Annotated in this window: 27 protein-coding genes; 12 read left to right on the top strand and 15 right to left on the bottom strand. The window is 65.8% G+C overall.

Going from position 1 to position 21,844, the window contains the following annotated elements; genetic code table 11:
* The first annotated feature begins 69 nt into the window (after nt 1-69).
* The 3 genes from WN72_RS21580 to WN72_RS21570 all read left to right on the top strand — a co-directional run bounded on the left by WN72_RS21580 (nt 70) and on the right by WN72_RS21570 (nt 1,570).
* Nucleotides 70-231 (top strand): Flp family type IVb pilin, encoded by a 162-nt coding sequence (locus WN72_RS21580; RefSeq protein ID WP_027557590.1) that lies wholly within the window; start codon nt 70-72, stop codon nt 229-231.
* Between the two features lie 67 nt (nt 232-298).
* On the top strand, nt 299-535 hold the full coding sequence (locus tag WN72_RS21575; protein ID WP_027557589.1) for a hypothetical protein: 237 nt from the start codon (nt 299-301) through the stop codon (nt 533-535).
* A gap of 315 nt (nt 536-850) precedes the next feature.
* The gene (locus WN72_RS21570; RefSeq protein WP_092216653.1) at nt 851-1,570 is read left to right on the top strand and encodes a Crp/Fnr family transcriptional regulator; all 720 of its coding nucleotides are present in this window, start codon (nt 851-853) and stop codon (nt 1,568-1,570) included.
* 18 nt (nt 1,571-1,588) lie between these two features.
* On the opposite strand, the gene WN72_RS21565 is transcribed toward WN72_RS21570, so the two are convergent.
* Nucleotides 1,589-2,320 carry a Crp/Fnr family transcriptional regulator gene (locus tag WN72_RS21565; protein WP_092216654.1) on the bottom strand — a complete coding sequence of 244 codons (732 nt, stop codon included), beginning with the start codon at nt 2,318-2,320 and terminating at the stop codon, nt 1,589-1,591.
* Between the two features lie 160 nt (nt 2,321-2,480).
* Here WN72_RS21565 and WN72_RS21560 point away from each other — a divergent pair, with 160 nt between their 5' ends.
* Together WN72_RS21560 and WN72_RS21555 are read left to right on the top strand one after the other, a co-directional pair.
* Nucleotides 2,481-2,720, top strand: coding sequence for a hypothetical protein (locus WN72_RS21560; RefSeq protein ID WP_092216655.1), 240 nt, complete (start codon nt 2,481-2,483; stop codon nt 2,718-2,720).
* 15 nt (nt 2,721-2,735) lie between these two features.
* Complete coding sequence (locus WN72_RS21555) at nt 2,736-3,437, top strand: Crp/Fnr family transcriptional regulator (protein WP_092216656.1); 702 nt, start codon at nt 2,736-2,738, stop codon at nt 3,435-3,437.
* Nucleotides 3,438-3,447: 10 nt separating this feature from the next.
* On the opposite strand, the gene WN72_RS21550 is transcribed toward WN72_RS21555, so the two are convergent.
* Both WN72_RS21550 and WN72_RS21545 read right to left on the bottom strand, forming a co-directional pair.
* The gene (locus tag WN72_RS21550; protein WP_027557584.1) at nt 3,448-3,768 is read right to left on the bottom strand and encodes a low affinity iron permease family protein; all 321 of its coding nucleotides are present in this window, start codon (nt 3,766-3,768) and stop codon (nt 3,448-3,450) included.
* Nucleotides 3,769-3,840: 72 nt separating this feature from the next.
* Entirely contained in the window at nt 3,841-4,065 is a 225-nt protein-coding gene (locus tag WN72_RS21545; protein ID WP_141262992.1) for a hypothetical protein, read from the bottom strand.
* Nucleotides 4,066-4,294: 229 nt separating this feature from the next.
* Between WN72_RS21545 and WN72_RS21540 the strand changes: the two genes are divergently transcribed.
* A complete protein-coding gene (locus WN72_RS21540) occupies nt 4,295-4,702 on the top strand; it encodes a hypothetical protein (protein WP_084334123.1) in 408 nt (135 codons plus the stop codon).
* 449 nt (nt 4,703-5,151) lie between these two features.
* The gene (locus tag WN72_RS21535) at nt 5,152-6,372 is read left to right on the top strand and encodes a hypothetical protein (RefSeq protein ID WP_167380867.1); all 1,221 of its coding nucleotides are present in this window, start codon (nt 5,152-5,154) and stop codon (nt 6,370-6,372) included.
* Here WN72_RS21535 and gmk read toward each other — a convergent pair.
* From gmk to WN72_RS21490, 9 genes are all read right to left on the bottom strand, one after another.
* The gene (gmk, locus tag WN72_RS21530) at nt 6,305-6,964 is read right to left on the bottom strand and encodes a guanylate kinase (RefSeq protein ID WP_027557580.1); all 660 of its coding nucleotides are present in this window, start codon (nt 6,962-6,964) and stop codon (nt 6,305-6,307) included. The genes WN72_RS21535 and gmk overlap by 68 nt on opposite strands.
* A gap of 3 nt (nt 6,965-6,967) precedes the next feature.
* On the bottom strand, nt 6,968-7,855 hold the full coding sequence (locus WN72_RS21525) for a YicC/YloC family endoribonuclease (RefSeq protein WP_027557579.1): 888 nt from the start codon (nt 7,853-7,855) through the stop codon (nt 6,968-6,970).
* A gap of 114 nt (nt 7,856-7,969) precedes the next feature.
* Complete coding sequence (gene mltG / locus WN72_RS21520; RefSeq protein ID WP_092216658.1) at nt 7,970-9,241, bottom strand: endolytic transglycosylase MltG; 1,272 nt, start codon at nt 9,239-9,241, stop codon at nt 7,970-7,972.
* A 124-nt stretch (nt 9,242-9,365) separates the two neighbouring features.
* A complete protein-coding gene (gene fabF / locus WN72_RS21515) occupies nt 9,366-10,631 on the bottom strand; it encodes a beta-ketoacyl-ACP synthase II (RefSeq protein WP_092216659.1) in 1,266 nt (421 codons plus the stop codon).
* A 108-nt stretch (nt 10,632-10,739) separates the two neighbouring features.
* Nucleotides 10,740-10,979 carry an acyl carrier protein gene (locus WN72_RS21510; protein ID WP_008551805.1) on the bottom strand — a complete coding sequence of 80 codons (240 nt, stop codon included), beginning with the start codon at nt 10,977-10,979 and terminating at the stop codon, nt 10,740-10,742.
* 313 nt (nt 10,980-11,292) lie between these two features.
* The gene (gene fabG / locus WN72_RS21505; RefSeq protein WP_027557576.1) at nt 11,293-12,030 is read right to left on the bottom strand and encodes a 3-oxoacyl-[acyl-carrier-protein] reductase; all 738 of its coding nucleotides are present in this window, start codon (nt 12,028-12,030) and stop codon (nt 11,293-11,295) included.
* Nucleotides 12,031-12,097: 67 nt separating this feature from the next.
* Complete coding sequence (gene fabD / locus WN72_RS21500; protein WP_027557575.1) at nt 12,098-13,057, bottom strand: ACP S-malonyltransferase; 960 nt, start codon at nt 13,055-13,057, stop codon at nt 12,098-12,100.
* 172 nt (nt 13,058-13,229) lie between these two features.
* The gene (locus WN72_RS21495; RefSeq protein WP_092216660.1) at nt 13,230-14,255 is read right to left on the bottom strand and encodes a fatty acid desaturase family protein; all 1,026 of its coding nucleotides are present in this window, start codon (nt 14,253-14,255) and stop codon (nt 13,230-13,232) included.
* A 3-nt stretch (nt 14,256-14,258) separates the two neighbouring features.
* Nucleotides 14,259-14,963 carry a TetR/AcrR family transcriptional regulator C-terminal domain-containing protein gene (locus WN72_RS21490; protein ID WP_092216661.1) on the bottom strand — a complete coding sequence of 235 codons (705 nt, stop codon included), beginning with the start codon at nt 14,961-14,963 and terminating at the stop codon, nt 14,259-14,261.
* A 347-nt stretch (nt 14,964-15,310) separates the two neighbouring features.
* Between WN72_RS21490 and rpsF the strand changes: the two genes are divergently transcribed.
* The 4 genes from rpsF to rplI all read left to right on the top strand — a co-directional run bounded on the left by rpsF (nt 15,311) and on the right by rplI (nt 17,800).
* Nucleotides 15,311-15,808: a 30S ribosomal protein S6 gene (gene rpsF / locus WN72_RS21485; protein WP_027557572.1), complete on the top strand. Its 498-nt coding sequence runs from the start codon at nt 15,311-15,313 to the stop codon at nt 15,806-15,808.
* 5 nt (nt 15,809-15,813) lie between these two features.
* Nucleotides 15,814-16,053, top strand: coding sequence for a 30S ribosomal protein S18 (gene rpsR, locus WN72_RS21480; protein WP_007592020.1), 240 nt, complete (start codon nt 15,814-15,816; stop codon nt 16,051-16,053).
* Nucleotides 16,054-16,180: 127 nt separating this feature from the next.
* Entirely contained in the window at nt 16,181-17,149 is a 969-nt protein-coding gene (locus tag WN72_RS21475; RefSeq protein ID WP_092216662.1) for a DUF2232 domain-containing protein, read from the top strand.
* 51 nt (nt 17,150-17,200) lie between these two features.
* Complete coding sequence (rplI, locus tag WN72_RS21470) at nt 17,201-17,800, top strand: 50S ribosomal protein L9 (protein ID WP_027557570.1); 600 nt, start codon at nt 17,201-17,203, stop codon at nt 17,798-17,800.
* A 118-nt stretch (nt 17,801-17,918) separates the two neighbouring features.
* Here the strand turns inward: rplI and WN72_RS21465 are convergent, their stop codons facing one another.
* The 3 genes from WN72_RS21465 to WN72_RS21455 all read right to left on the bottom strand — a co-directional run bounded on the left by WN72_RS21465 (nt 17,919) and on the right by WN72_RS21455 (nt 20,044).
* Complete coding sequence (locus tag WN72_RS21465) at nt 17,919-18,386, bottom strand: PaaI family thioesterase (RefSeq protein WP_092216663.1); 468 nt, start codon at nt 18,384-18,386, stop codon at nt 17,919-17,921.
* An 11-nt stretch (nt 18,387-18,397) separates the two neighbouring features.
* Nucleotides 18,398-18,994, bottom strand: a complete 597-nt coding sequence (locus tag WN72_RS21460; protein ID WP_092216664.1) for a TetR/AcrR family transcriptional regulator — start codon at nt 18,992-18,994, stop codon at nt 18,398-18,400.
* A gap of 108 nt (nt 18,995-19,102) precedes the next feature.
* Nucleotides 19,103-20,044, bottom strand: a complete 942-nt coding sequence (locus WN72_RS21455) for a hypothetical protein (protein ID WP_167380868.1) — start codon at nt 20,042-20,044, stop codon at nt 19,103-19,105.
* A gap of 281 nt (nt 20,045-20,325) precedes the next feature.
* On the opposite strand from WN72_RS21455, the gene WN72_RS21450 reads away from it, so the two are divergent.
* The gene (locus WN72_RS21450) at nt 20,326-21,576 is read left to right on the top strand and encodes a cyclopropane fatty acid synthase (protein WP_167380869.1); all 1,251 of its coding nucleotides are present in this window, start codon (nt 20,326-20,328) and stop codon (nt 21,574-21,576) included.
* Nucleotides 21,577-21,844: the final 268 nt, after the last annotated feature.

The raw sequence follows: 21,844 nt of genomic DNA, 5'->3' as shown, positions 1-21,844 counted from the left end.
CGGATTGGGGAACCTCGCGCGTGCGGATTATCGTCCTCGCCAGCTTGCTTCTGGAATTCTGGTGAGACCATGCAGACCATCCGACGCTTTCTGGCCGACGAGTCCGGCGCCACCGCGATCGAGTACGGCCTGATCGCCGCCGGCATCGCGCTGGCGATCATCGCGGTCATCAACAATCTCGGCACATCGCTGAAGACGAAGTTCGGCTCGATCAGCAGCTCGCTGAAGTAACGCACGACTTTTGCTCAAGGGCACGACACCGCGCGGAACGGCTCGGGCTGCTCCGCGTTGGCAGCGCATGACCATTCGCTGCACCGTCGAAAGCGCATTCTTCATCGCCTGGAGCGCCCTCGAGAAGAGCGGCGAGCTCGGTGCTCCCGACGAGTCCGCCAACGTCATTCTCGACGCGATCGAAGCGCAGCTCAGGCTAGGCGAACGCCGGCAGCTGATGCTCGCCAACAGGGCGATCGACGCCTACCGCGCGCATGTAGCGCACAGCCGCTTCCTTCACGACTGCGAAGCGCGCTTCGGCTGACGATCATCGTCCTCAGGCCCGCCGGCCCGGCGGCGTATGGACCGGCGGTCCGTCGGGCAGAGCGCACGCGGTCCGACGCCCGGCGGCTGCCGACATTACGCCGATCCGCAAAGCCACAATGTTCACTCCTGCACAGACCGCGCGAAGACGACCGCATGAGTGCCGCCATGCGGCCGGCGGCTTACGAATTTCCGCAAGCCTGCGCCGCCGACTTTTCAACGTTCGCGAAGCCCTTGTGTGCACTTTGGAACCGTCGGTTCCGCCGATGAAACGTAGGGTTCTGACCGGTGCCGATTCCCGGCCAGAGAAACACATGTGACCGGTCGGCCCCCGAACGATCTTCTCCAGCAGCTCAGCCCTCAGGATTTCGAACTGCTCGCGCCTCACCTCCAACCGGTCGAACTCGAGGCCGGCCATATCCTGCATCACGCCGGCGACGACGTCGCGGTGGTTCATTTCCCCTGCGGCCCGACGCTGGTGTCGTTCGCGGTGCCGGTCGAGGACGACCGCGAGGTCGAGAGCCTGCTGGTCGGCCGCGGGAGCGTGATCGGCATCCCTGCCGGCCGCAACCCTTCGCTGGCCTATTCACGCATCGTCGTGAAGCTCGCCGGCAGCTTGGTGCGGCTGCCGCTGCGTGCGCTCGAGCAGGCGCAGCAGAGGTCAGTGACGCTCCAGGAGCTGTTCTCGCGCCATGCGGACTGTCAGTTCGCGCAGCTGCTCCAGACCGCGGCTTGCAACGCCGCGCATTCGATCGAGCAGCGCGCCGCCAAATGGATCCTCTCCGCGCAGGAGCATATCGGCGGCCCCGAGGTCCCCCTCACCCACGAGCAGCTCGCCGGCATGCTCGGCGTATCCCGCAGCTATGCCAGCCGCGTGATCCAGATGTTCAAGGCGAGGCGCATCCTCGCGACCCGCCGCGGCGCCATCCTGATCCTCGATGCCCTGGCGCTCGAAGCCCGGGCCTGCTCCTGCAACGACTGGGTGAAGAAGCATTTCGACGAAGTGCTGGGTGGCGTGGCCGCGGCCGAAGGCTAGCCATCTGGCGCTACGCGTTCACCGCACCAACTGCGGCTTGAGATGCAGATAGGCCGGATTGAAATCCCCGAGCCGCTGCAATTCGCGCCATTTCAGCACGATCAGCTCGCCCTCGCGCAGATCCATCGTTCCCGTCCGCCTGAGCTCGGCGAGCGTCCGGTTCACTGTTGCGATCGCCATGCCCAGCGTCTCGCCGAGCTGGGTGAGGCTGATCGGCACGCGGCAGCGATTGCCGCGGACGAGCTGCGCGACGCGGGCGCGGTAGAACAGCTCGCAGCACAGATGCGCCATGCGCGCCTGCATCGGCCGGGCGCTGTTGTTGGTGATGGCCTCGCGGAAGATCGCGGCATCGCGCAACGTCTCGCGCCAGACCGCCTGTCCGAACGTCGGCCGCCGCCGGAAAGCGATGAACAATTCGCGATGCGGGATGAAGGCGACCGTGGCGGGCCCGAGCGCGCAGAGCGCATGGTCCATCTGGTCGATGAACAGGCCCTGGGAGTCAGGCAGGTCGCCGGAAAGATGGAACGCGAGATATTGGCGTCGCCCGCTGCCGAGCAGATGGTAGCGCGCCACCATGCCGGAGACGACCAGCGCCGAATGCTCGGGCTCGTCGCCCTGCCGGATGAAATCCTCGTTTGGCGCGAAATCGCGCTGGGTGAAGGTGAGCGCGCGGATTTCGGCGACATCCTCCGCGGCGAGCTTGGTGTGCTCGCCGAGGTTCCGGATCAGCACGTCGTGGGCTTTTTCCATAGCGGCCGCCAAAAATCACGCCAGCTCTATCAAATGATACCTCTGGCCTGCGTTCAGCGGACTAGAACGCGAAGCGGAAGCACAGGTTGCTAACGGAGTCGCGGACGGCACCGGATCGCACCACCCCGTCACCCCGATTGCGGACCGAACCGGCCTTCTCATGATCCCAACGACAATCGTGGAGCGCATCCGCTCTCTGTTCGCAGCGGGTCCGAGCGCGCACCTCGCCAGCATCAGCCACGCCTTCGCAGACGGCACGCTGGCAGAGCCGGTCCGGCCGATGTCGGATCAGGAGTTGGCTCGCGCCATCCGCGAGTTCCGCAGCCTGCCCGTCTCCGACTGGACCATCGCAAAGCTGTCGCAGCGCTTGCGCGAAGCTCCCATGCCGCGGGACGGCTGAGGCGCGTCTCCACTCATGCCGCATCCGAAGTTCATCGCGCGTCTCCAGGCGATTGAAGGTCTCTCCGAAAACGAACGGCGGCAGATCGCCGGCCTGCCGTCGACGCTGCGCCAGGTCGCGGATGGCGAGATCGTTCTGCGCCAGGGCGAGGCCGCCTCGCGCTGTGTCTTCGTCGTCAGCGGCTTCCTCTACCAGGCCCGCATCGTCGGCGATCGCAGCCAGATCCTGGCGTTCCACGTTCCCGGCGACATGCCGTGCCTGCACACGCTGCTGGTCTCGCCCATGGACGCCGACCTCGTCGGCCTCGGACCGTCGGTCGTCGGCTATGTCGCGCACGCCCACCTCAAGCAGCTGCTCGACGGCTCGCTGCATCTGACCCGCGCCTTCTGGCGCGAGACGCTGATCGATGCGGCAATCTCGCGGCAATGGATCGCGCGCCTCGGCGCCCAGGCGGCCCTCCCCAAGGTTGCGCATCTCATTTGCGAGCTCGCCGCAAGGCTCGATATCGTCGGCCTCGTCACCGACGGCTGCTTCCAGATGCCGATGACGCAGCGGCACGTTGCCGATGCCTGCGGACTGTCGATCGTCCACGTCAACCGCACCATCCAGGAGCTGCGGCATCGCGGCCTGATCGCGTGGGAGGGCAGCGAGATCGAGCTGCTCCAGCGCGACGAGCTGCAAGCGCTCGCCGATTTCAGGCCGGACTATCTGACCTGACCGCGCCGCCCTACCCGCTTCGTCGAATCTCCTTGCGCTGCTTTTCGACGTCCTCCGCGTCCTCGTCATCGACCGTCATCGCATCGGCGCGCCCGCCGGCCTTGAGCAGCTCGTCGAGCTTGGCGTGGATCGCCTGGGTGTCGCGGTGCTCGGCGCGCTGGATCACCAGCGTCATGCCCCAGGTCGCCAGCGTCGCGAAGGAGTGCCATTCGAGCCCGTTACCCAGCGTGATCCAGGCAACGCCATAGACCACGAAGACGATGAACGCCGCTGGCCGCGACGTCGCGACGCCGATCTCGGTGAGCCAGCCTTTTGGGTCGGCAGATGACATGCGCGGCAACGCGCGCGGCGGACCGGCGTTCCAACGGGGAAACCGCAGGATGGGGAGAGCCGTTGCGAACGCCTACTTCTTCTTGTCGCCCGTCCTGCGTTCTCTGGACGCATCTTTCGTCTCGGGTGGGTTGACCCGATTGGTGTTCATGCCTGTGGTGTCCATCGCCCCTCTCTCAGTGGCACCGTTCGTATTTTCCGGCCTGTCCATGCCGGTTTGCGGGGCCGGCCCCGTGTTCTGGGCGATGACTGGCCCGGACATGGCTGCAAATACGATCGCCGCAACGAGCGTTTTCATGGGCATCTCCCTCGTCTCATGGATGACGTGGCCGCGTGGGAGTTGTTCCCAGTATTCGTCTGTCGCGCGCGAGCTGCCAAAGCAATGCGTGCGCAGCCCACACCGCGAGGATGCTTGATTTAAGTCAAATCAGACACCGGTGCGAAGCTGAGGTTCTCGGAGGGCGCCGATCCTCACGGCGCAGTATCGCGTCGGTGTTGCACGGCACCCCAACTCACGGAGGAACGCCATGCTTCGATACATTCTCGCTGCGCTGGCAGCTCTCGTCCTGATCACCGCGAGCCTGATTCCAGATGAGGCGTATGCCCGCCGTGGCGGCGGGGGGTATCATGGAGGCGGAGGCATGCGCGGCGCCCACGTCCGGGGCGGTGCTGTTCATGCCGGACGTGTCGGCGGATATCGCGTGGCGGGTCGCGGCTATGGATACCGCCCGATACCTGGACGGCCGGTCGCCAGGGGTGTCTACCGCAATGCCGCCTATCGCGGCGCCTACAGAGGCGCAGCCTATGGTCTGGGAGCGGCTGCGGTAGGAGCCGCCGCGGCAGGAGCTTACGGCTACTACAACAACAATAGCGGCTGCACCTACGATACCTACGGCAATTGGGTTTGCCCGGGTCAGTACGGCTATCGCTACTGACCTGCCGCGGGAAGGAGAAGGCGCGTTCGCAATCTGGATTGATCGCCGCTCTATCTCGCGGTCACCCTGAGGTGCCGGAGGGTAGTGGAGGCCTCGAAGGGCGACGGCCCGGCTAGGCGCTCGGCCGTTCATGCTTCAAGGCTCCCCACGCGTCGCATTGCGGCACGTGGCGGACCTCCTGCACGGGCAACGGCGTGACCTTTACCGGCGCCGGCCGCCTCGCGGGACGAAGCGGTTCCGGCACCTGGCGCTGTTCCGACGGCTGCGGTGGAACCTGGCGTTCGACGAAGCAATAACGTTAAGGAAGATGCCTTAATTCGCGGTGGAACGACCATCGCGCGGGCCCGATTCAAGCCACATCCTCTCCGGATTTGCGGCTCATTGCCACCCAAGTCTTTGATGACAAAGCGGCAGTTGAGAGTTGCGTCATGCGTAAACGGGAGACCAGGATGGGCAACCGCACCGCAAAGTTCATTTCCGCGCTGATCGGCAGCATCGTTGCCGGCGCGCCCATAGCTGCCGTCTCGCAGAACGCGCCGGCTGCATCGAGCGCGGCCAACGCCGCCGCCGACTGTCTCGCCTCGCCGAAGGGCATCGCGCCGCAGGGCCAGCACTGGTACTACCGCGTCGAGCGCTCGACCAAGCGGCAATGCTGGTATCTCCGTGCCGAAGGCGGCAAGGACAGCGCAAAGCCGGTGCAGACTGCGGCCGACACACCCGCGGCGGATGCAGCCGCGCCGCCCCAGCGCGCGGTGCAGGACGCACGCGCCGAATATGTGAAGCCGCAGCAGACCGCCGCCGCACCGGCTGCGCCCGCACAGGCCGTCCCGACGACGCCGGCGCCGACGCAACAGGCTGCGAACCCCTCCGCTGACAGCAGCGCGCAGCAGCCCGCCGTCGCCTCGCCCTGGCCCGATGCCTCCGCGGCCACATCACCCGCGCCGGAGCCGGCGCCCGCGCCTGTCGCAACGCCGGGCACAAAGGCTTCAAAATCCCCGGCGCTCGCGGCCGCAGACAGTAGCACCTACAATCCGGCCGGCTCGCTCCAGATGGTGCTGCTCGTGATCGGCGGCGCGCTGGCGTTGGCCGGCGTCCTCGCCAGCATCATCTACCGCGTCGCTGGCAGGCGCACCCGCCAGGCCGACCGCCGCGCGCATTGGGACGATTGGGAGCCGCAGGACGAAAATCCGGGCCGCGCCCCCTGGCTCGATGACGCCTCGCGCGCGCAGAAGGCCGGCCCGGTGGATTTCGATGCCGTGCGTCCCCAGATCATACAGCCCCAAGCCGCGCAGCTGAAAGCTGCGCCACCAAAAGCCGCGCAGCTCGTCGAATTCAGCAGTGCGATCGGCAGGATCGCAGCGCACTCCGCTCCCGCTCGCAAAGTGATCGCAGATCTCGACGAGGCCGACATATTCAACGGCGAATTCAAGATCGAGACGTCAGCGCCGCAGTTCGCGGCCAACGAGGCTTCCGAAGAAGCTCCGGCCGATCGCGACTCGGATGAAGGCAAAGAGGATGCGCACAAAGAGGATGCGGTCGACATCGACGTGATCACGGCGATGCTGGAACGGCTGGCGCAGGAAGGACCGCGGCTGAGGCAGCCTAGCCTTGAAGCTGACCTTGCAGACTTCGCACAAATCCCACGAGGCCAATCCGCCGCTCGCGCTTGAGGCGCTCGGCCTTCAGGATCGACTGCACCTCGGCGAAGGCCTCATCGACATCGTGGTTGATGACGATGTAGTCGTACTCGGCCCAGTGGCTCATCTCGTGGCTGGCGCGGCTCATGCGCTTGCGGATCACCTCGTCGGAATCCTGCGCGCGCGAGTGCAGGCGCTTCTCGAGATCTGCCGCCGACGGCGGCAGGATGAAGACGCTGACGACATCCGCCCGCGCCTTCTCGCGCAGCTGCTGCGTGCCCTGCCAGTCGATGTCGAACAGCACGTCCTGTCCCGATGACAGCGCGGCTTCGACTGGTGCGCGCGGCGTGCCATAGCTGTTGTCGAACACGGTCGCCCATTCCAGCAGCTCGTTGCCCTTCACCATCGCCTCGAACCTGGGCTTGTCGACGAACAGATAGTCGCGCCCGTCGACCTCGCCGGGCCGCTTCGACCGCGTCGTCGCCGAGACCGACATGCGCAGGCCCGGCATCCGGTCGATCAACAGACGCGACAGCGTCGTCTTGCCCGCGCCCGACGGTGAGGACAGCACGAACATCAATCCGCGCCGTTCGACCCCGTCAGTTCCGTGACCGCCTGCTGTCATCGATCACTCCAGATTCTGGACCTGTTCGCGGAACTGCTCGACCACGTTCTTCATGGCGAGCCCCGTATTGGTCAGCTCGATGTCGTTCGACTTCGAGCAGCAGGTGTTGACCTCGCGGTGAAACTCCTGCGCCAGGAAGTCGAGCTTGCGGCCGATCGGGCCGCCCTTGCCGATCAGCTCGCGCGCCTGCGCGATGTGCGAGGCGATGCGGTCGAGCTCCTCGCGGATATCGGCCTTGGTGGCGATCAGGATCGCCTCCTGCATCAGGCGGTCGGAATCGAAACGGTCGGAGGTGTCGAGCAGCGTCGCGATCTGCTCGGCGAGCCTCGCCTTGATCGCCTCGGGCTTGCGGCCCGGCGCGGCCTCGGCCTGCTTCGACAGCTGCTCGATCTCGTCGACGCGCTGGGTCAGGATCTGCCCGAGCGAGGTGCCCTCTCGCTTGCGCATCGCAACGAGCTCGGAGAGCGCCTTGTCGAAGGCCTCGGCCGCGGCAGCACGCGCGGCCTTGTCCTCCTCCTCGTCGCCCTCGGGCTCGGCGACCTCGACGACGCCCTTGATGGCGAGCAGGCCGTCGATGCTTGGCGCCACGGCGTCAACCTTGCCGGAGATCAGCGCGGCGGCCTTGAGCACGGCATTGAGCACGTCCTCGTTGACGCGTACGGAGGCCGCAGCGTTGGCGCGCTTGACGTTGAGATTGGCGTAGACGGTGCCGCGCGAGAGCAGCTCGCCGGCGCGTTTCTTGGCATGGGCCTCGAGCTCGTCGAACCCCTGCGGCAGCCGCACCCGCAAGTCAAAGCCCTTGGCGTTGACCGACTTCAATTCCCATTCGAACGTATACGGCCCGCTTGCGCCGTGGCTTCGGGCAAAGCCGGTCATGGACGACAGCGCCATCAGGTCAATTTCTCCGGAAACGCAGGATTCGCGAGGCATCAAGCCACGCGAATCTTAAGACTATTTTGCAGGAAAGTGGAATCCGCAAAGTCCCGTAGCAGACCTGCAGCCAGCCTAGCGCTGGACCACCGGCGGCGAGGGCTGCACCGCGCCCTGCCGGGCCGGAGCGGGATTCGCCGGGCGGGCCGGCGGCTTCTTCTGCTGGTTGGGCCGCGCCGGCGTGGTCGCGGTGGGCGTATCGGCCGCGGCGGGCGCGGCGGCGGCCGGCGGCGGCGCATCCTCGGCCGGCTCGACCGTGTCGTTCTGGATCTGCTTCTCCATCGCGCGCAGCTTGGCAACGTTCTTCTGGTGCGCGTCGTAGGTCTCGGTGAAGGCATGCCCGCCGGTGCCGTCGGCGACGAAATAGAGGTCGCGGGTGCGGGCCGGATTGGCGGCGGCTTCCAGCGAGGCGCGGCCGGGATTGGAGATCGGGCCGGGCGGCAGGCCCTCGATCACATAGGTGTTGTAGGGCGAAGGCTGCGTGATCTCGCTGCGCTTGATCGGACGGCCGAGCGTGCCTTTGCCGCCGACGAGACCGTAGATGATGGTCGGATCGGACTGCAGCTTGATCCGCTGCTTCAGCCGATTGACGAACACGGCAGCAACACGGCTGCGCTCGTCCGGCTTGCCGGTCTCCTTCTCCACGATCGAGGCCAGCGTCACCAGCTGCTCCGGCGACTTGACCGGAATGTCCTGGCTGCGGCGCTCCCAGATCTCGGCCAGCACGCGCTTGTGCGCCTGCTGCATGCGCTGGATCACCTGCTCGCGCGTGGTGCCGCGCGGGAACTTGTAGGTCTCCGGTAGAAGCGTGCCCTCGCGCGGCAGCTCGCGCACGCTGCCCGTGAAAATGTCGTTGTCGGACAGCCGCGCCACGATCTGCTCGGAGGTCAGGCCCTCCGGTATCGTCACGGCGTGCTGCACCACCTTGCCCTCGACGATGGTGGCGATGACGTCACGCAAGGACGCATTCTTCTGGAACGAATACTCACCCGGCTTGAGGTCCGAGCTCGCCTTCAGCGCGGCAACGCTCGCAATGAACACCCATGGGTTGACGTCGGTCACGCCTTCCCGGTTCAGCGTCTCGGCGATGTCGCGTTTGCCCGCGCGCTGCGGGATGTTGACGATCTTGTCTTCCTTCAGCGGCCCCGCCGCCTCGAGCACCTGCCGGCCGTAATAATAGACGCCGCCGGCGCCGAGCATGGCGATCAGCAGCAGGGTGATGATGGCGTTGCCGACGACCACGAAGGGATTGCGCGCGCGGTCCGATCGCTTCGGCGGCGGCGGGACCTGCTCGGGCTCGAGCGCAGCCCGCGGGCTCCGGGGCGAAATGGGCGGCCTTTCACTCATCGAAGCAACCTGAATCCTGCCGGTTCAATCGCAGCCTGGCAATCGCTTGCCCTGCCAATGCACGCGCCCGCTTCCATGACTATCGCCGAATACGGCAAAACGGTGGATTCGTCGCAACCACAAACTAATGGACCAGGCGCCGGACGATCACCGACGCGTTGGTACCGCCAAAACCGAAAGAATTCGACAACGCGACGTTGATCTCACGCTTCTTCGCCTTGTGCGGCACGAGGTCGATCGCGGTCTCGACCGACGGATTGTCGAGGTTGATCGTCGGCGGCACGACATTATCGCGAATCGCGAGAATGGCGAAGATCGCTTCGATCGCGCCGGCCGCACCGAGGAGATGGCCGGTCGACGATTTGGTCGAGGACATCGCGACCTTGGAGGCGGCGTTGCCGAGCAGGCGCTCGACCGCACCGAGCTCGATCTCGTCGCCGAGCGGTGTCGAGGTGCCGTGCGCGTTGATGTAGTCGAGATCCGACGGCGACAGGCCTGCACGCTTGAGCGCCGCCGACATGCTGCGGAAACCGCCATCGCCATCGGGCGACGGCGACGTAATGTGATAGGCGTCACCCGAAAGGCCGTAGCCGATCACCTCGGCGTAGATCCTGGCGCCGCGGCGCTGGGCGTGCTCGAGCTCCTCGAGCACGAGGACGCCGGCACCCTCGCCCATCACGAAGCCATCGCGGTCCTTGTCGTAGGGACGCGAGGCCTTCTCGGGCGTGTCGTTGAAGCTGGTCGACAGTGCACGCGCGGCATTGAAGCCGGCAATGCCGATGCGGCTGATCGGCGATTCGGCGCCGCCTGCGACCATCACGTCGGCATCGCCCAGCGCGATCAGGCGGGCGGCATCGCCGACCGCATGCGCGCCGGTCGAGCAGGCCGTGACCACGGAATGGTTCGGTCCCTTCAGCCCGTGGGCGATCGAGACGTAGCCGGAGGCGAGATTGATCAGGCGGCCCGGAATGAAGAACGGCGACACCCGGCGCGGTCCGCGCTCCTTCAAGAGGATCGCGGTGTCGGCGATGCCGTTGAGGCCACCGATGCCGGACCCGATCATGGTGCCGGTCGCGCACTTGTCCTCTTCGGTCTCGGGATGCCAGTTGGCATCGTCGAGCGCCTGGCCGGCCGCGGCCATGCCGAAGATGATGAAGTCGTCGACCTTGCGCTGGTCCTTCGGCTCCATCCATTTGTCGGGATTGAAGGTGTCGTTGCTGCCGTCGCCGCGCACGACGGTGCAAGCGTATTTGGTCTGCAGATCGGAGACATCGAAGCTCTCGATCGGCCGCGCACCGCTCTCACCGTTGAGGATGCGTTTCCAGGTCGGCTCGACGCCGCAGCCGAGTGGCGAGACCATGCCGAGACCCGTGACGACAACCCGCCTCATATCCGAAAACTCCGCATCGAAAGATTCACGGCCAATAACAAGAAACCGGCTGACCGCTGGCAAGCGGCCCGTCCGGTTTCAATGTTGTCCCCGCGAAAATGAAGAGCCTTAGCTCTTCGCGTTCTTCTCGAGAAACTTCGTGGCGTCGCCGACGGTGAGAATCGTCTCCGCGGCGTCGTCCGGAATCTCGCAACCAAATTCTTCTTCGAACGCCATCACCAGCTCGACGGTGTCCAGACTGTCGGCGCCGAGGTCGTCGATGAAGCTCGCGTTGTCGACAACCTTCTCGGGCTCAACACCAAGGTGTTCGACCACGATCTTCTTAACCCGCTCGCCAATGTCACTCATTGCTTAACCTCGTGTTGTTCCCTGTAGACCCGACCCCCCGGGACGATACGAGCCGTCGTGGTCGTGTTACTGCCTTCGCTTACGAACTTTGATTTGGCCCCATCCAAACCGATGCTGGGCCCGGCGAACGACGGCCAAGGCACCGCATCGCCAATATACAGGGTTTCAAAAACCTGCAATGGCGTTCTTTGCCCATCCGTTGAAGGTCCGGTTATCATACTTCAACTGCCTTGACTACAAGCCTCATTTCGCTCCGGAAACGGCCGTTTGCCGCATCCCGCACCGCCCGCGTGGGCAGTGCGGGACGAGGGTTTCAGATCATGGCCATGCCGCCATTGACGTGGATGGTCTGGCCGGTGACGTAGGCTGCTTCGTTCGAACTCAGGTAAACGGCGGCGGCCGCAATGTCCTCGGGCGTCCCGAGGCGAGCAGCCGGAACCTTGGTCAGAATCGTCTCTCGCTGCTTGTCGTTGAGCGCGTCGGTCATCGGCGTCTTGATGAAGCCGGGCGCGATGCAGTTCGCGGTCACGCCGCGCTTGGCGTATTCGGCGCCCAGCGTCTTGATCATGCCGATCAGGCCAGCCTTGGACGCGGTGTAGTTGCCCTGTCCGGGATTGCCGGTGACGCCGACCACCGAGGTGATGGCGATGATGCGGCCGAAGCGCTTACGCATCATCAATTTGGTCGCGGCGCGCGCCAGGCGGAAGGTCGCGGTCAGATTGACGTTGATGACCTCCTCCCAGTCCTCATCGCGGAGCTGGACGAAGAGATTGTCGCGGGTGATGCCGGCATTGGCGATCAGGATGTCGACCTGCCCCATCGCAGCTTCGGCGGCAGGCACCAGCGCCTCGACCTCGTCGGCCTTGGAGAGGTTGCAGGGCAATACATGGGTGCGCTCGCCGAGCTTGCCGGCAAGCTCATCCAGCACTTCCTTCCGCGTCCCCGAAATCGCAACGGTGGCGCCCTGCGCATGCAGCGCCTGCGCGATCGCGCCGCCGATGCCGCCGGTCGCGCCGGTGACGAGCGCCTTCTTGCCAGTCAGATCGAACATCGAAAACTCCTCCAAAGCACGATCCGGAAAAGTGCGTAGCGGTTTTCCGGCAAGATCGTGCGCAACCTTAAGCCTGCTTCGCAGCGGCCAATGCATCCTTGGCGGCGGCAATGTCGTTGGGACCGCCGACCGCAACGCCAACGGCACCGTCGGCAATGCGCTTGACGAGTCCGGTCAGAACCTTGCCCGCGCCGATCTCGAAGAAGCGCGTGACGCCCTGCCCTGCCATATAGGCAACCGACTCGCGCCAGCGCACCGTGCCGGTGACCTGCTCGATCAGGCGGCGACGGATCTCGTCGGGATCGGTGATGGCGCTCGCCAGCACGTTCGACACCAGGGGCGCAGCCGGCGCCGTGATCGTGACCTTGGCCAGCGCCTCGGCCATGGCGTCGGCGGCAGGCTGCATCAGCTTGCAGTGGAACGGCGCGGACACCGGCAGCAACATGGCGCGCTTGGCGCCCTTGGTCTTGGCGATCTCGACGGCGCGGTCGACCGCAGCCTTGTCGCCGGAGACCACCACCTGGCCGCCGCCATTGTCGTTGGCCGCCTGGCAGACCTGCCCCTGCGCAGCCTCGCCCGCGACCTCAATGGCCGCCTCATAGTCGAGGCCAAGCAGCGCGGCCATCGCGCCAACGCCGACAGGAACGGCTTTTTGCATTGCGAGACCGCGGGTGCGAAGCAGCCGCGCGGTGTCGGGGACCGTCAGGCTGCCAGCCGCGGCCAGCGCCGAATATTCACCGAGCGAGTGGCCGGCGACGAAGGCCGCATCCCGCCCGACGGAAAACCCGGCTTCGGCCTCCAGCACGCGCAGGGTGGCGATCGACACCGCCATCAGCGCCGGCTGGGCGTTCTCGGTGAGCTGGAGGGTTTCGGCCGGGCCATCCCAGATGGTCGTCGTCAGCTTCTCGCCAAGCGCGGCATCGACCTCGTCGAACACGGCGCGCGCCACCGGAAACGCATCGGCCAGGGCCTTGCCCATGCCAACGGCCTGGGACCCCTGCCCCGGAAATGTGAATGCTGCCGTCATCGGCGCTCCCTGCTTGTCGGGCGTGATCACTTGCGAGAACCGGCAGCCGATTACGCGCGGCCTTGGGCCATGGTTCCGGATCACGCTCCAAAGGGGGCCGTAGACCCGTCTAGGGCCGGAATGTCAAGCCAAGATAGGAATTTCGGCCGGCATTCACCTGGGGATGCGGCCCCTAGAATCCACCATTGGTCTGGTTGGCATCGACCGCCGCCCCCGCCTGCGCGCGGCGCGCGCTGTTGACCAGCTGACCCGGACGGTCGTCCCGGTCGGGTTTCGCGGTCGCGAGCCGCAGCACCGCGGCGTAGCCGGGCTGCACCTCCATGCGGCCGGCATGCCGGCTCGCGGTCAGCAGGCGATGCACCTTCGGCAGATAGTAGCAGGGCACGTAGAACAGCAGATGATGCTCGAGGTGATAGTTGACGTAGTACGGCGCGATGAACAGGCGCTCGAGGAAGTTTGCATGCGTGGTGCGGGTGTTGCGCAGGGGATCGCTGCTGTCAGGCACGACGGCGTGCTCGGCGATGTTGCGGATGCGGGTGATGACCATCATCCAGGTCAGCAGCGGCACCAGCCATAGCAGCGGATAGGCCCACCACACGCCGGCCGTCGCGCACGCCGCAAACATCGCGGCGTTGACGAGGCATTGCGGGCCGAGCTTCTCCCAGAAATGCGCGGCGCGCTGGCGCCACGGCCAATCCTTCGGTCCCAGCGCGTTGAGGAGTTGCGCCTTGCGCTGCTGATAGCCGGTCTGCCCGGTGATGTCGCGAATGAACTTGCGACGATAGCTGAGCTTCGTGATGGGAAACGGCGCCGACAGCACGAGATCAGGATCGTCCTCCTGCTGCGTGCGCGCGTGGTGCTGGAGATGATAGCGCCGATAGCTGCGCGTCTCGGCAAAGAGCGGATAGGCGCAGAGCCACTGGCTCAGCGCCAGATTGGTCCTCTCGTCGGCAGACAGGCAGCCATGCGCGCCGTCATGCATGAGGATCGCAAGGCCCAGCTGGCGCGAGCCGATAATCGCGACCGCGAAGATGTAAGTGAGCGGATTGGGCCACCACGCCACGAGCGCAATCGCACCGATGATAAGCGCCCAGGCGTGCGCGATCAGCGCGACGCCCTTCCACGTCACGCGCTGGCGCACGTCGGCAAGTTGATCGTCGGTCAGGAAATCGCGGGCACGCATGCGAAGTGCGGTCATGGACTAGCCCTCTTCGTTGGAATTGCCGAATGCACCGCGCTCGTCGACGAGACGCAGGCGCGCGGTGTCGTTTGTCGATTTTGCCTGCTCGCCGAGCACGCGCAGCATCTCGGCGCAGAGCGCGTCGGGCGAGCGGCCCATCGCGTAGCCTTCGAGGATGACGCCGATGGCGACGGCCCAGAACCGCCGCGAGCTTTCGTCGGGCGCACGCAATGAACGCCAGCCGTGGCGGGCAACCTGGCCCGCATAGGCGCGCGTGCCTTCGCTGTGCAGGCGCTCGATGGTGCGCTCGACCAAAGGCGCGAGATCCTGGCGCCGCCGCGTCAGTGTCAGGGCTTCGGCGAAGAAGGCGATCGAATCGCTTGCCGTCACGGTCTCGGCGAGCGCGTAGGTGTATTCCGCCGGCGTGCGGGCCTTCTGAGCAGCCTGCTCGGTCGCGCGCGCGAGATACAGGAGATCGCGGCAGGCGCATTCGACGAACAGCGCCTCCTTGGTGCGGAAGTAATAGGTGATCTGGCTCGGGAACGCGTTCGCGGCCTCCGCGATGTCGGTGATCGAGGCTCCTGACAGCCCCCGCTCCCGGAACAGCGGGCTCGCCGCGTCCAGGAGGAGCGACCGCATCTTGCGGCCGGCCGAGCGTGTCGCGCGCACCGCGTGCTTGGGGTCGCCGGCCGCCTCTATCGGTTCAGGGACAGACTTTTTGGCCATGAAAATCTCTCGCTCGATTTATTTGTATGACATACAAACAAATAATTCAAGCCGGAATGTGGTATGCGGAGGTGGGTTAGACCGGAACCGCACCGGAACCATCCGGGCCGAAAAGGTGACCGGCAACCTTGCAAAGCCGGCCAAAATCCGTATAAGCGCGCCATCCGCAGACCCCGGCCGGGAGCTGAACGGACGGTCTCAGCAAATCATTCGTGATTTTGGTGTGGCAGGGCCAGTCGGCCCGTCGTCCCGTGTTTCCGCCTTCTGAGCTTCATCCCAGAGTCCTTTCCGAAGGCCTCTTAAGGGCTTGACGCCGGGCGATGCGCCAACACGAGGAAAGGACCATCATGGCTCTCTATGAGCATGTCTTTCTCGCGCGTCAGGACGCGAGCACGCAGCAGGTCGAAGAGCTGACTGCGCAGATGACCGGGATCGTCGAAGGTCTCGGCGGCAAGGTCACCAAGACCGAGAATTGGGGCGTTCGCTCCCTCACCTACCGCATGAACAAGAACCGCAAGGCGCACTTCGTGCTGCTCAACATCGACGCGCCGGCTGCGGCGATCGCCGAGATCGAGCGCCAGGAGCGCATCAGCGAAGACGTGATCCGCTATCTCAGCGTTCGCGTCGAGGAGCTTGAGGAAGGCCCGTCCGCGATGATGCGCAAGGCCGATCGCGATCGCGAGCGTGATGACCGTGGCGGCGGCTTCCGTGACCGCGAAGGTGGCGGCTTCCGTGGCGACCGCGAGGGTGGTTTCCGTGGCGGCGATCGCGACGGCGGCTTCCGCGGTGATCGCGGCCCGCGCCGTCCGCGCGAAGAAGCTGAAACCACGACGGATGGGGAGTAAGATCAATGGCTGAAGCTGGTGCACGCCGTCCGTTTTTCCGTCGTCGCAAGAGCTGCCCGTTCACGGGCGCCAATGCGCCGAAGATCGACTACAAGGACTCCAAGCTGTTGATGCGTTACGTCTCCGAGCGCGGCAAGATCGTGCCGAGCCGCATCACCGCCGTGTCCGCGAAGAAGCAGCGTGAGCTCGCCCGCGCCATCAAGCGCGCGCGGTTCCTGGGCCTCCTGCCCTACGTCATTCGCTAAGACGAATTCGGCCGGCGGCGCCACCGCCGCCGGTCGCACTCTTTGATCTCATAAGGCTTCCGGGTCGTCCGGTCGCCGATGGTTGGGGCGAGACGCCTCTAACCGCTCGAAGGGAGCGGGACAGCTGATGATGGCCTTTGGACTGATAGCCCTGATCGCCGGCGCTGCGTCGGCCCTGATGTTCGCCTCGATCGTGTCGGGCGCGCTGATCTCGCTCGTCCTGGTTTGCCTTGCTCCCCTGCCGCTCATGCTGGCTGCGATCGCCTGGGGCCCGCTCTGCGGCGCGATTGGCGGTCTCGCCGCCATGCTCGTCATCGGCGGTGCGCTCAGCATGCCTCTGGCCCTGGGTTACGGTCTTGCGATCGCGTTGCCGGCCTGGTGGCTCGGGCATCTCGCCATGCTTGGACGGTCCGTCACTGGCGGTACGACGGTGGCCGATGCGGCTGCCGTCGAGGTCGAATGGTATCCGCTCGGGCGTATCCTGCTGTGGATCGCGGCACTGGCGACGCTTCTCACCGCAGGATCTCTGCTGTCGCTCGGGACTGACGCGTCGGCAATCGGCGACGCGATGCGCCGCGGCTTCGCCAGGATCTTCTCGCTGGTGGGCGATACGACCGTCACTGAGAGCGATCCCCGCGTCAGCCTGATGGTCGCCGTGACGCCGGTTCTGGTTGCGGCCTCGCAGATGACGACGCTCACCCTCAATCTCTGGCTTGCCGCGAAAGTCGCGGCTGTTTCAGGCAAGCTGCATCGGCCCTGGCCGGACCTCAGCAGCACGAGCTTGCCACCAATGACGCTCGTGGCGCTCTGTGTCGCGCTTGCCTTCAGCTTCTCCGGCGGAATGGCCGGCATCCTGGGTGTCATCGTCACGACCGTGCTGATGGTGGCCTATGCGCTGATCGGCCTTGCCGTTCTGCACACCATCACACGCGACCTCGCCAATCGCGGATTCTGGCTCGCTGCTGCATACGCCATCATCTTCATGTTCAGCGTGAGCCTCGTCCTGCTGACCGCCCTCGGCCTCGCGGACGCGGTGTTCGGCTTCCGCGAGCGCTACTTGCGCAGTCGCCAGCCGCCGCCTTTGCCGACCCCTTAAGTCCACCCCTGTAACCCAGAACTCAAACAGCACTTCAAAAGGAGAACGAATATGGAAGTCATTCTGCTGGAACGCGTCAACAAGCTCGGCCAGATGGGCGAAGTCGTGAAGGTTCGCGACGGCTATGCCCGCAATTTCCTGCTCAAGCGCGGCAAGGCGCTGCGCGCCACCGCCGACAACCGCGCCAAGTACGATGGCATGAAGGCTGATCTCGAGGCCCGCAACCTCGCCTCGAAGGCCGAGGCGTCCAAGGTCGCCGAGAAGATCGAGGGCAAGAACATCATCGTGATCCGTCAGGCGTCGGAAGCCGGTCAGCTGTTCGGCTCGGTCACGGTGCGTGACGTCGTCATGGCGTTCGAAGCCGACGGCGTTTCGCTGGCCCGCCCGCAGGTGCAGCTCGATGCGCCGATCAAGACCATCGGCAAGCACTCGATCACCGTCGCCGTCCACCCCGAGGTCGAGGTCGAGGTCACCGTCACGGTTGCACGCAGCCAGGACGAGGCCGAGCGCATCAACCGCGGCGAGGACATCTCGACCCGCAACGAGGACCGCGATGCGGCCGCCGAGGCGATTGCCGCCGCCGGCGAGTTCTTCGATCCGGAAGCCCAGCACGACGAGGCCGAGCCGGCCCCGGCTGCGGAAGAGAAGTAAGCAACAACTCGTCATGCGCGGGCTTGACCCGCGCATCCATCGAAAGAGTTTTGCTCAAGCGATGGATTGCCGGGTCAAGCCCGGCAATGACGGCGGAGAGTGGATCAGCCCGGTCGCCTCAGGCGGCCGGGCTTTTCGTTTTGGCGGCGACATCCTCGCTGAGCATCGCGATCGAGGCGAGCGCCGTTGCCGTATGCTTCTCGACGCCGTCGCTGACACAGAACACGTCGGCGGCGACCACCGAGACCTGGCGGCCCGGCTTGATCACCCTCGCCCGGCAGATCAGCTTGTCGCCGACTGCAGGCGACAACAAATTCAGCTTGTATTCAGCCGTCAGCGCCGGCTGGCCGCGCGACGTCGCCGCGGCGATGGTCGTGGCGTTGTCGACCAGGAAGGCGGTGACGCCGCCGTGAAAGAAGCCGTGCTGCTGCAGCAGCTCCGGCCGGCGGTCCACGGCAATCGTGCAGGTGCCGCGCGACAATTCGGACAGCTCGGCGCCGACCAGATTCATAAAACCCTGCCGGCCGACATTGGCGTGGATGCGCGCGGCGATCGGCTCAAATTCGGGATCTGCTTCGGCTCGCATGAGGCCTCTCCTTAGTCCTGGTTGATGCGCTCGGGTGGCACCAGCGCACGGATGGCGCAGGCGATCAGCGCATCGGCCTCGCCGCGGGGATCGGTGCGATCGCGCCCCGACAGGAAGGCGCGGCAAAAGATCTGTGCCGGCCCGATGAGCTGGCTCACGAACATCACCGGCGTCATCGGCAGCAGCTCGCCGCCGGCGACCAGCGGCGCGCGCCAGCGCTCGATGGCTTCGGCAAGGCGTGCATTCTGCGCCCGCTGGGCGTCGCGCACGCCCTCGCCCCATTCGCTGCGCGAGATCTCGAACAGGTAGCGCGCCTCGCGCCGGCTGGTGACGACCCAGTCGAGATGCGCGCGGATCAGCCGATCGATGCCCTGCCTGGCGTCAGGCTCGGGATCGAGCGCGGCCAGCACCGCGGCGTGATAGTGCCCGAGCACCTCCAGGAACAGCGCGCCGGCGAGCTCCTTCTTCGAGCCGAAGACATGGAAGAAGCTGCCATTCGACGCGCGCGCGCGGGCACGGATCGCGGCGACCGTCGCAGCTTCGAAGCCGACGCGGTCGAACACGAACAACCCGGCCGCCAACAGGTCATCACGCACACCCGCCGCCATCCGCGCCTCCTAGAGCTATACTCTAGAGCAACACTCTAATCGCGGTCAAGACAATGCGGACGTCGCGATGACGCGACCTCCGCAGATCGATCGGGAATTTCAGCTGTATTAGCGCGAGATCGGCGGCGCTGGCGTGCCGGAGGATTCCGCCGGCGGCGCCGCAGCAGTCGCAGGCGATGCCGCCTCCTGCGGCTTGGAGGCAGGTTCAGGACTCGCGGGCCTGGGAGCCGCCTCTTCCACCGGCTTGGGCGCGGCCGGTTCAGCGGGCTTCGCCGCGGCGGCAGGCGGAGCTGGAGTCACCTGCGGCACCGGATCGGGCCGAAGCGCCGGTGCGTCGCCGCCACGCGGCTTGACCTTGGCACTCTCAGGCTTTGGCTCGGCGGCTTTCTCCGACGCCTTGCCGTCGGGCTTGGTGTCAGGCTCGACCTTGCTGCTCTCCGGCTTGGACTCGGGCCTCGGCTCGCTCTTCTTCTCTTCAGTGGTGGGCGCAGCTGCGTCGACCTTCGGTGCTTCCTCGATCCCGGGCTTGCTGCGACGCTTGCCCTTGCGGCCCTCGGGCAATGCCTGTCCCTCAGGCTTCGCGCCCTCCTCGTTCGGACGCGCCGCGCGCTTCTGCCGACCCTCGGCAGGCGGAGCCGCGCCCTCGCCCTCCGGCTTGGCCGCTTCCTGGGAGCGCTGGCGGCGGCCCTGATGCTCCGGCGACTGGCCCGGCGCGGTGTTGGCGTCCTTCTCCTTGGCGCCGTCCTTCTTGCCGTCCTTGGCCTGGTAGCGGGTATCGGTGGCGCCGTTGGAGACGAGGTAGGAGGCGAGGATGCCCGCCATGTCCGAGCTCGTGGTGTAGTGCTGGCGCAAGAAGCCCGGCAGCGAGCCGGGCGCGACGGACTTCAACAGGCCGCGCGGGCTCTTGTGGCACGCATTGCAGGTCTGCGCGAAGATCTGGGACGGACTTTTGCCGGCCTCGAGGTTCGTCGCCTGCGCAAGAACGGTATCGGTCGCGCCGAAGCCGATCAGAAGCAATACCGTCGCGAGGCTGAGCGCTCGGCTCGACATTCCCATCATCTCCATTGAATTCCGAGAGGTGCAGCCGGCGGCGGGCGCGGCGGCGGGTCACCTTTTAGCGGATTGAGCCGCGAATGGAAGCAGGCCCCACCCGCAAGGATGTGGTTAAGCGGTTTTGGAATATCGGCTTTGAACCCGGCGCAATAGTGCGGCCGGAACATCCTCCCCATGTTTTACATGCAAACGCATAGGAACCAGAGCGGGACCTGAGCGTCAGATGTGAAGACCGGGTTAGTCGCATCTCTTCGGGTTCGCTCGAGAGGAAGGTGTCGATGGACCGATTGTTGCGTAGATTCCTGTCTCATTTCATCCGCCGCGGGTCGCTGAAGGTGACCAGCGCAAGCGGATCGAAGTTCACCTTTGGCGACGGCTCGGGCGAGCCGGTCGCGGTGCGTTTCGTCACCGCCGAGGCCGAGCGGAAAATCCTCATCAATCCCGAGCTCGGGCTTGGCGAGGCCTATATGGACGGCGAGTTCGTCGTCGAGCGCGGCACCATAGCTGATGCGCTCGCGATCCTGCTCGATCAACCCGACCTATTGCCGCAGTGGGCAAAACCCTGGTGGCACCTGCGCTATCTGACGCGGCACCTGAAGCAGTTCAATCCGCGCTCGCGCGCCCGCAGCAACGTTGCACATCATTACGATCTCGACGCGCGGCTCTATTCGCTCTTCCTCGATGCCGACAAGCAATATAGCTGCGCCTATTTCGAGACGCAGGACGCCACGCTCGACGATGCGCAGCTCGCCAAGAAGCGGCACATTGCCGCAAAGCTGGTCGTTGGAAGCGGCCAGCGCGTGCTCGACATCGGCTCCGGCTGGGGCGGGCTCGGGCTCTACCTCGCCGAGATCGCCGGCGCCGACGTCACCGGCGTCACGCTGTCGACCGAGCAGCTGCAGATTGCCAATACGCGTGCGGCCGAGAAAGGCCTGAGCCGATCGGCGCGCTTCCTGCTCGAGGACTACCGCGACATCGACGGGCCGTTCGACCGCATCGTGTCGGTTGGCATGTTCGAGCATGTCGGCGCGAGGTTCTACGACACCTATTTCCAGCGCTGCGCCGAGCTCCTGAGCGAGGACGGCGTCATGCTCCTGCACTCGATCGGGCGGTCGCAAGGGCCGGACTCGACCAATCCCTGGATCGCCAAATACATCTTCCCGGGCGGCTACATCCCCGCTTTGTCGGAGGTGCTGCCGGCGATCGAGCGCGCTGGTCTGCTGGTCTGCGACATCGAGATCCTGCGCCTGCATTATGCCGATACGCTGAAGGCCTGGCGGGAGCGCTTCATGGCGCGGCGCGAGGAGGCCGTGCAGCTCTACGACGAACGCTTCGCGCTGATGTGGGAGTTTTACCTGGCAGCGTGCGAGATGACGTTCCGCAAGCAGGCCATGATGAACTTCCAGATCCAGCTCACCAAGCGCCAAGGCGTGGTGCCGATCACCCGGGACTACATCACACGCGAGGAAGCCCGCCTGCGGGCGATCGAAAGTGGCGCCAAGCCCAGGCTGAAGCTGGCCGGTGAATGAGTTTTGGTGAATGAGTTCTAGTGACGCAGGGTTGAGACCGGCGAGGACCGGAGAGAGGCCGCTAACGTCAGTTGCGCCCGCAGTTCCGCGATGATCTCGGGTGCGACCGGCTGGCGGCGGATGTCGGGGCGTTCGGCGTGCTGCATGGCGGCGATCAGGCCTGACAGCCAGAGCCGGCTACCGGCCTCGCTTCGCCACTGATGGTGCTGCCGTTCTGGCCGCATCGCTTGCCTCTCCCTGATGGCGGGTCAAAGATAACCCCCTGCCC

The sequence above is a fragment of the Bradyrhizobium arachidis genome, assembly GCF_015291705.1.
GTDB classification, from domain to species: domain Bacteria; phylum Pseudomonadota; class Alphaproteobacteria; order Rhizobiales; family Xanthobacteraceae; genus Bradyrhizobium; species Bradyrhizobium arachidis.
Note: the sequence above shows the minus strand (reverse complement) of the source record. Positions and strands in the feature narration are given on the sequence as shown.

Bases quoted from the DNA above. Each gene is read 5' to 3' on its own strand.
- WN72_RS21580 (WP_027557590.1), top strand. From the start codon at position 70: ATGCAGACCATCCGACGCTTTCTGGCCGACGAGTCCGGCGCCACCGCG.
- WN72_RS21575 (WP_027557589.1), top strand. From the start codon at position 299: ATGACCATTCGCTGCACCGTCGAAAGCGCATTCTTCATCGCCTGGAGC.
- WN72_RS21565 (WP_092216654.1), bottom strand. From the start codon at position 2,320: ATGGAAAAAGCCCACGACGTGCTGATCCGGAACCTCGGCGAGCACACC.
- WN72_RS21560 (WP_092216655.1), top strand. From the start codon at position 2,481: ATGATCCCAACGACAATCGTGGAGCGCATCCGCTCTCTGTTCGCAGCG.
- WN72_RS21555 (WP_092216656.1), top strand. From the start codon at position 2,736: ATGCCGCATCCGAAGTTCATCGCGCGTCTCCAGGCGATTGAAGGTCTC.
- WN72_RS21550 (WP_027557584.1), bottom strand. From the start codon at position 3,768: ATGTCATCTGCCGACCCAAAAGGCTGGCTCACCGAGATCGGCGTCGCG.
- WN72_RS21545 (WP_141262992.1), bottom strand. From the start codon at position 4,065: ATGAAAACGCTCGTTGCGGCGATCGTATTTGCAGCCATGTCCGGGCCA.
- WN72_RS21540 (WP_084334123.1), top strand. From the start codon at position 4,295: ATGCTTCGATACATTCTCGCTGCGCTGGCAGCTCTCGTCCTGATCACC.
- WN72_RS21535 (WP_167380867.1), top strand. From the start codon at position 5,152: ATGGGCAACCGCACCGCAAAGTTCATTTCCGCGCTGATCGGCAGCATC.
- gmk (WP_027557580.1), bottom strand. From the start codon at position 6,964: ATGACAGCAGGCGGTCACGGAACTGACGGGGTCGAACGGCGCGGATTG.
- WN72_RS21525 (WP_027557579.1), bottom strand. From the start codon at position 7,855: ATGGCGCTGTCGTCCATGACCGGCTTTGCCCGAAGCCACGGCGCAAGC.
- mltG (WP_092216658.1), bottom strand. From the start codon at position 9,241: ATGAGTGAAAGGCCGCCCATTTCGCCCCGGAGCCCGCGGGCTGCGCTC.
- fabF (WP_092216659.1), bottom strand. From the start codon at position 10,631: ATGAGGCGGGTTGTCGTCACGGGTCTCGGCATGGTCTCGCCACTCGGC.
- WN72_RS21510 (WP_008551805.1), bottom strand. From the start codon at position 10,979: ATGAGTGACATTGGCGAGCGGGTTAAGAAGATCGTGGTCGAACACCTT.
- fabG (WP_027557576.1), bottom strand. From the start codon at position 12,030: ATGTTCGATCTGACTGGCAAGAAGGCGCTCGTCACCGGCGCGACCGGC.
- fabD (WP_027557575.1), bottom strand. From the start codon at position 13,057: ATGACGGCAGCATTCACATTTCCGGGGCAGGGGTCCCAGGCCGTTGGC.
- WN72_RS21495 (WP_092216660.1), bottom strand. From the start codon at position 14,255: ATGACCGCACTTCGCATGCGTGCCCGCGATTTCCTGACCGACGATCAA.
- WN72_RS21490 (WP_092216661.1), bottom strand. From the start codon at position 14,963: ATGGCCAAAAAGTCTGTCCCTGAACCGATAGAGGCGGCCGGCGACCCC.
- rpsF (WP_027557572.1), top strand. From the start codon at position 15,311: ATGGCTCTCTATGAGCATGTCTTTCTCGCGCGTCAGGACGCGAGCACG.
- rpsR (WP_007592020.1), top strand. From the start codon at position 15,814: ATGGCTGAAGCTGGTGCACGCCGTCCGTTTTTCCGTCGTCGCAAGAGC.
- WN72_RS21475 (WP_092216662.1), top strand. From the start codon at position 16,181: ATGATGGCCTTTGGACTGATAGCCCTGATCGCCGGCGCTGCGTCGGCC.
- rplI (WP_027557570.1), top strand. From the start codon at position 17,201: ATGGAAGTCATTCTGCTGGAACGCGTCAACAAGCTCGGCCAGATGGGC.
- WN72_RS21465 (WP_092216663.1), bottom strand. From the start codon at position 18,386: ATGCGAGCCGAAGCAGATCCCGAATTTGAGCCGATCGCCGCGCGCATC.
- WN72_RS21460 (WP_092216664.1), bottom strand. From the start codon at position 18,994: ATGGCGGCGGGTGTGCGTGATGACCTGTTGGCGGCCGGGTTGTTCGTG.
- WN72_RS21455 (WP_167380868.1), bottom strand. From the start codon at position 20,044: ATGTCGAGCCGAGCGCTCAGCCTCGCGACGGTATTGCTTCTGATCGGC.
- WN72_RS21450 (WP_167380869.1), top strand. From the start codon at position 20,326: ATGGACCGATTGTTGCGTAGATTCCTGTCTCATTTCATCCGCCGCGGG.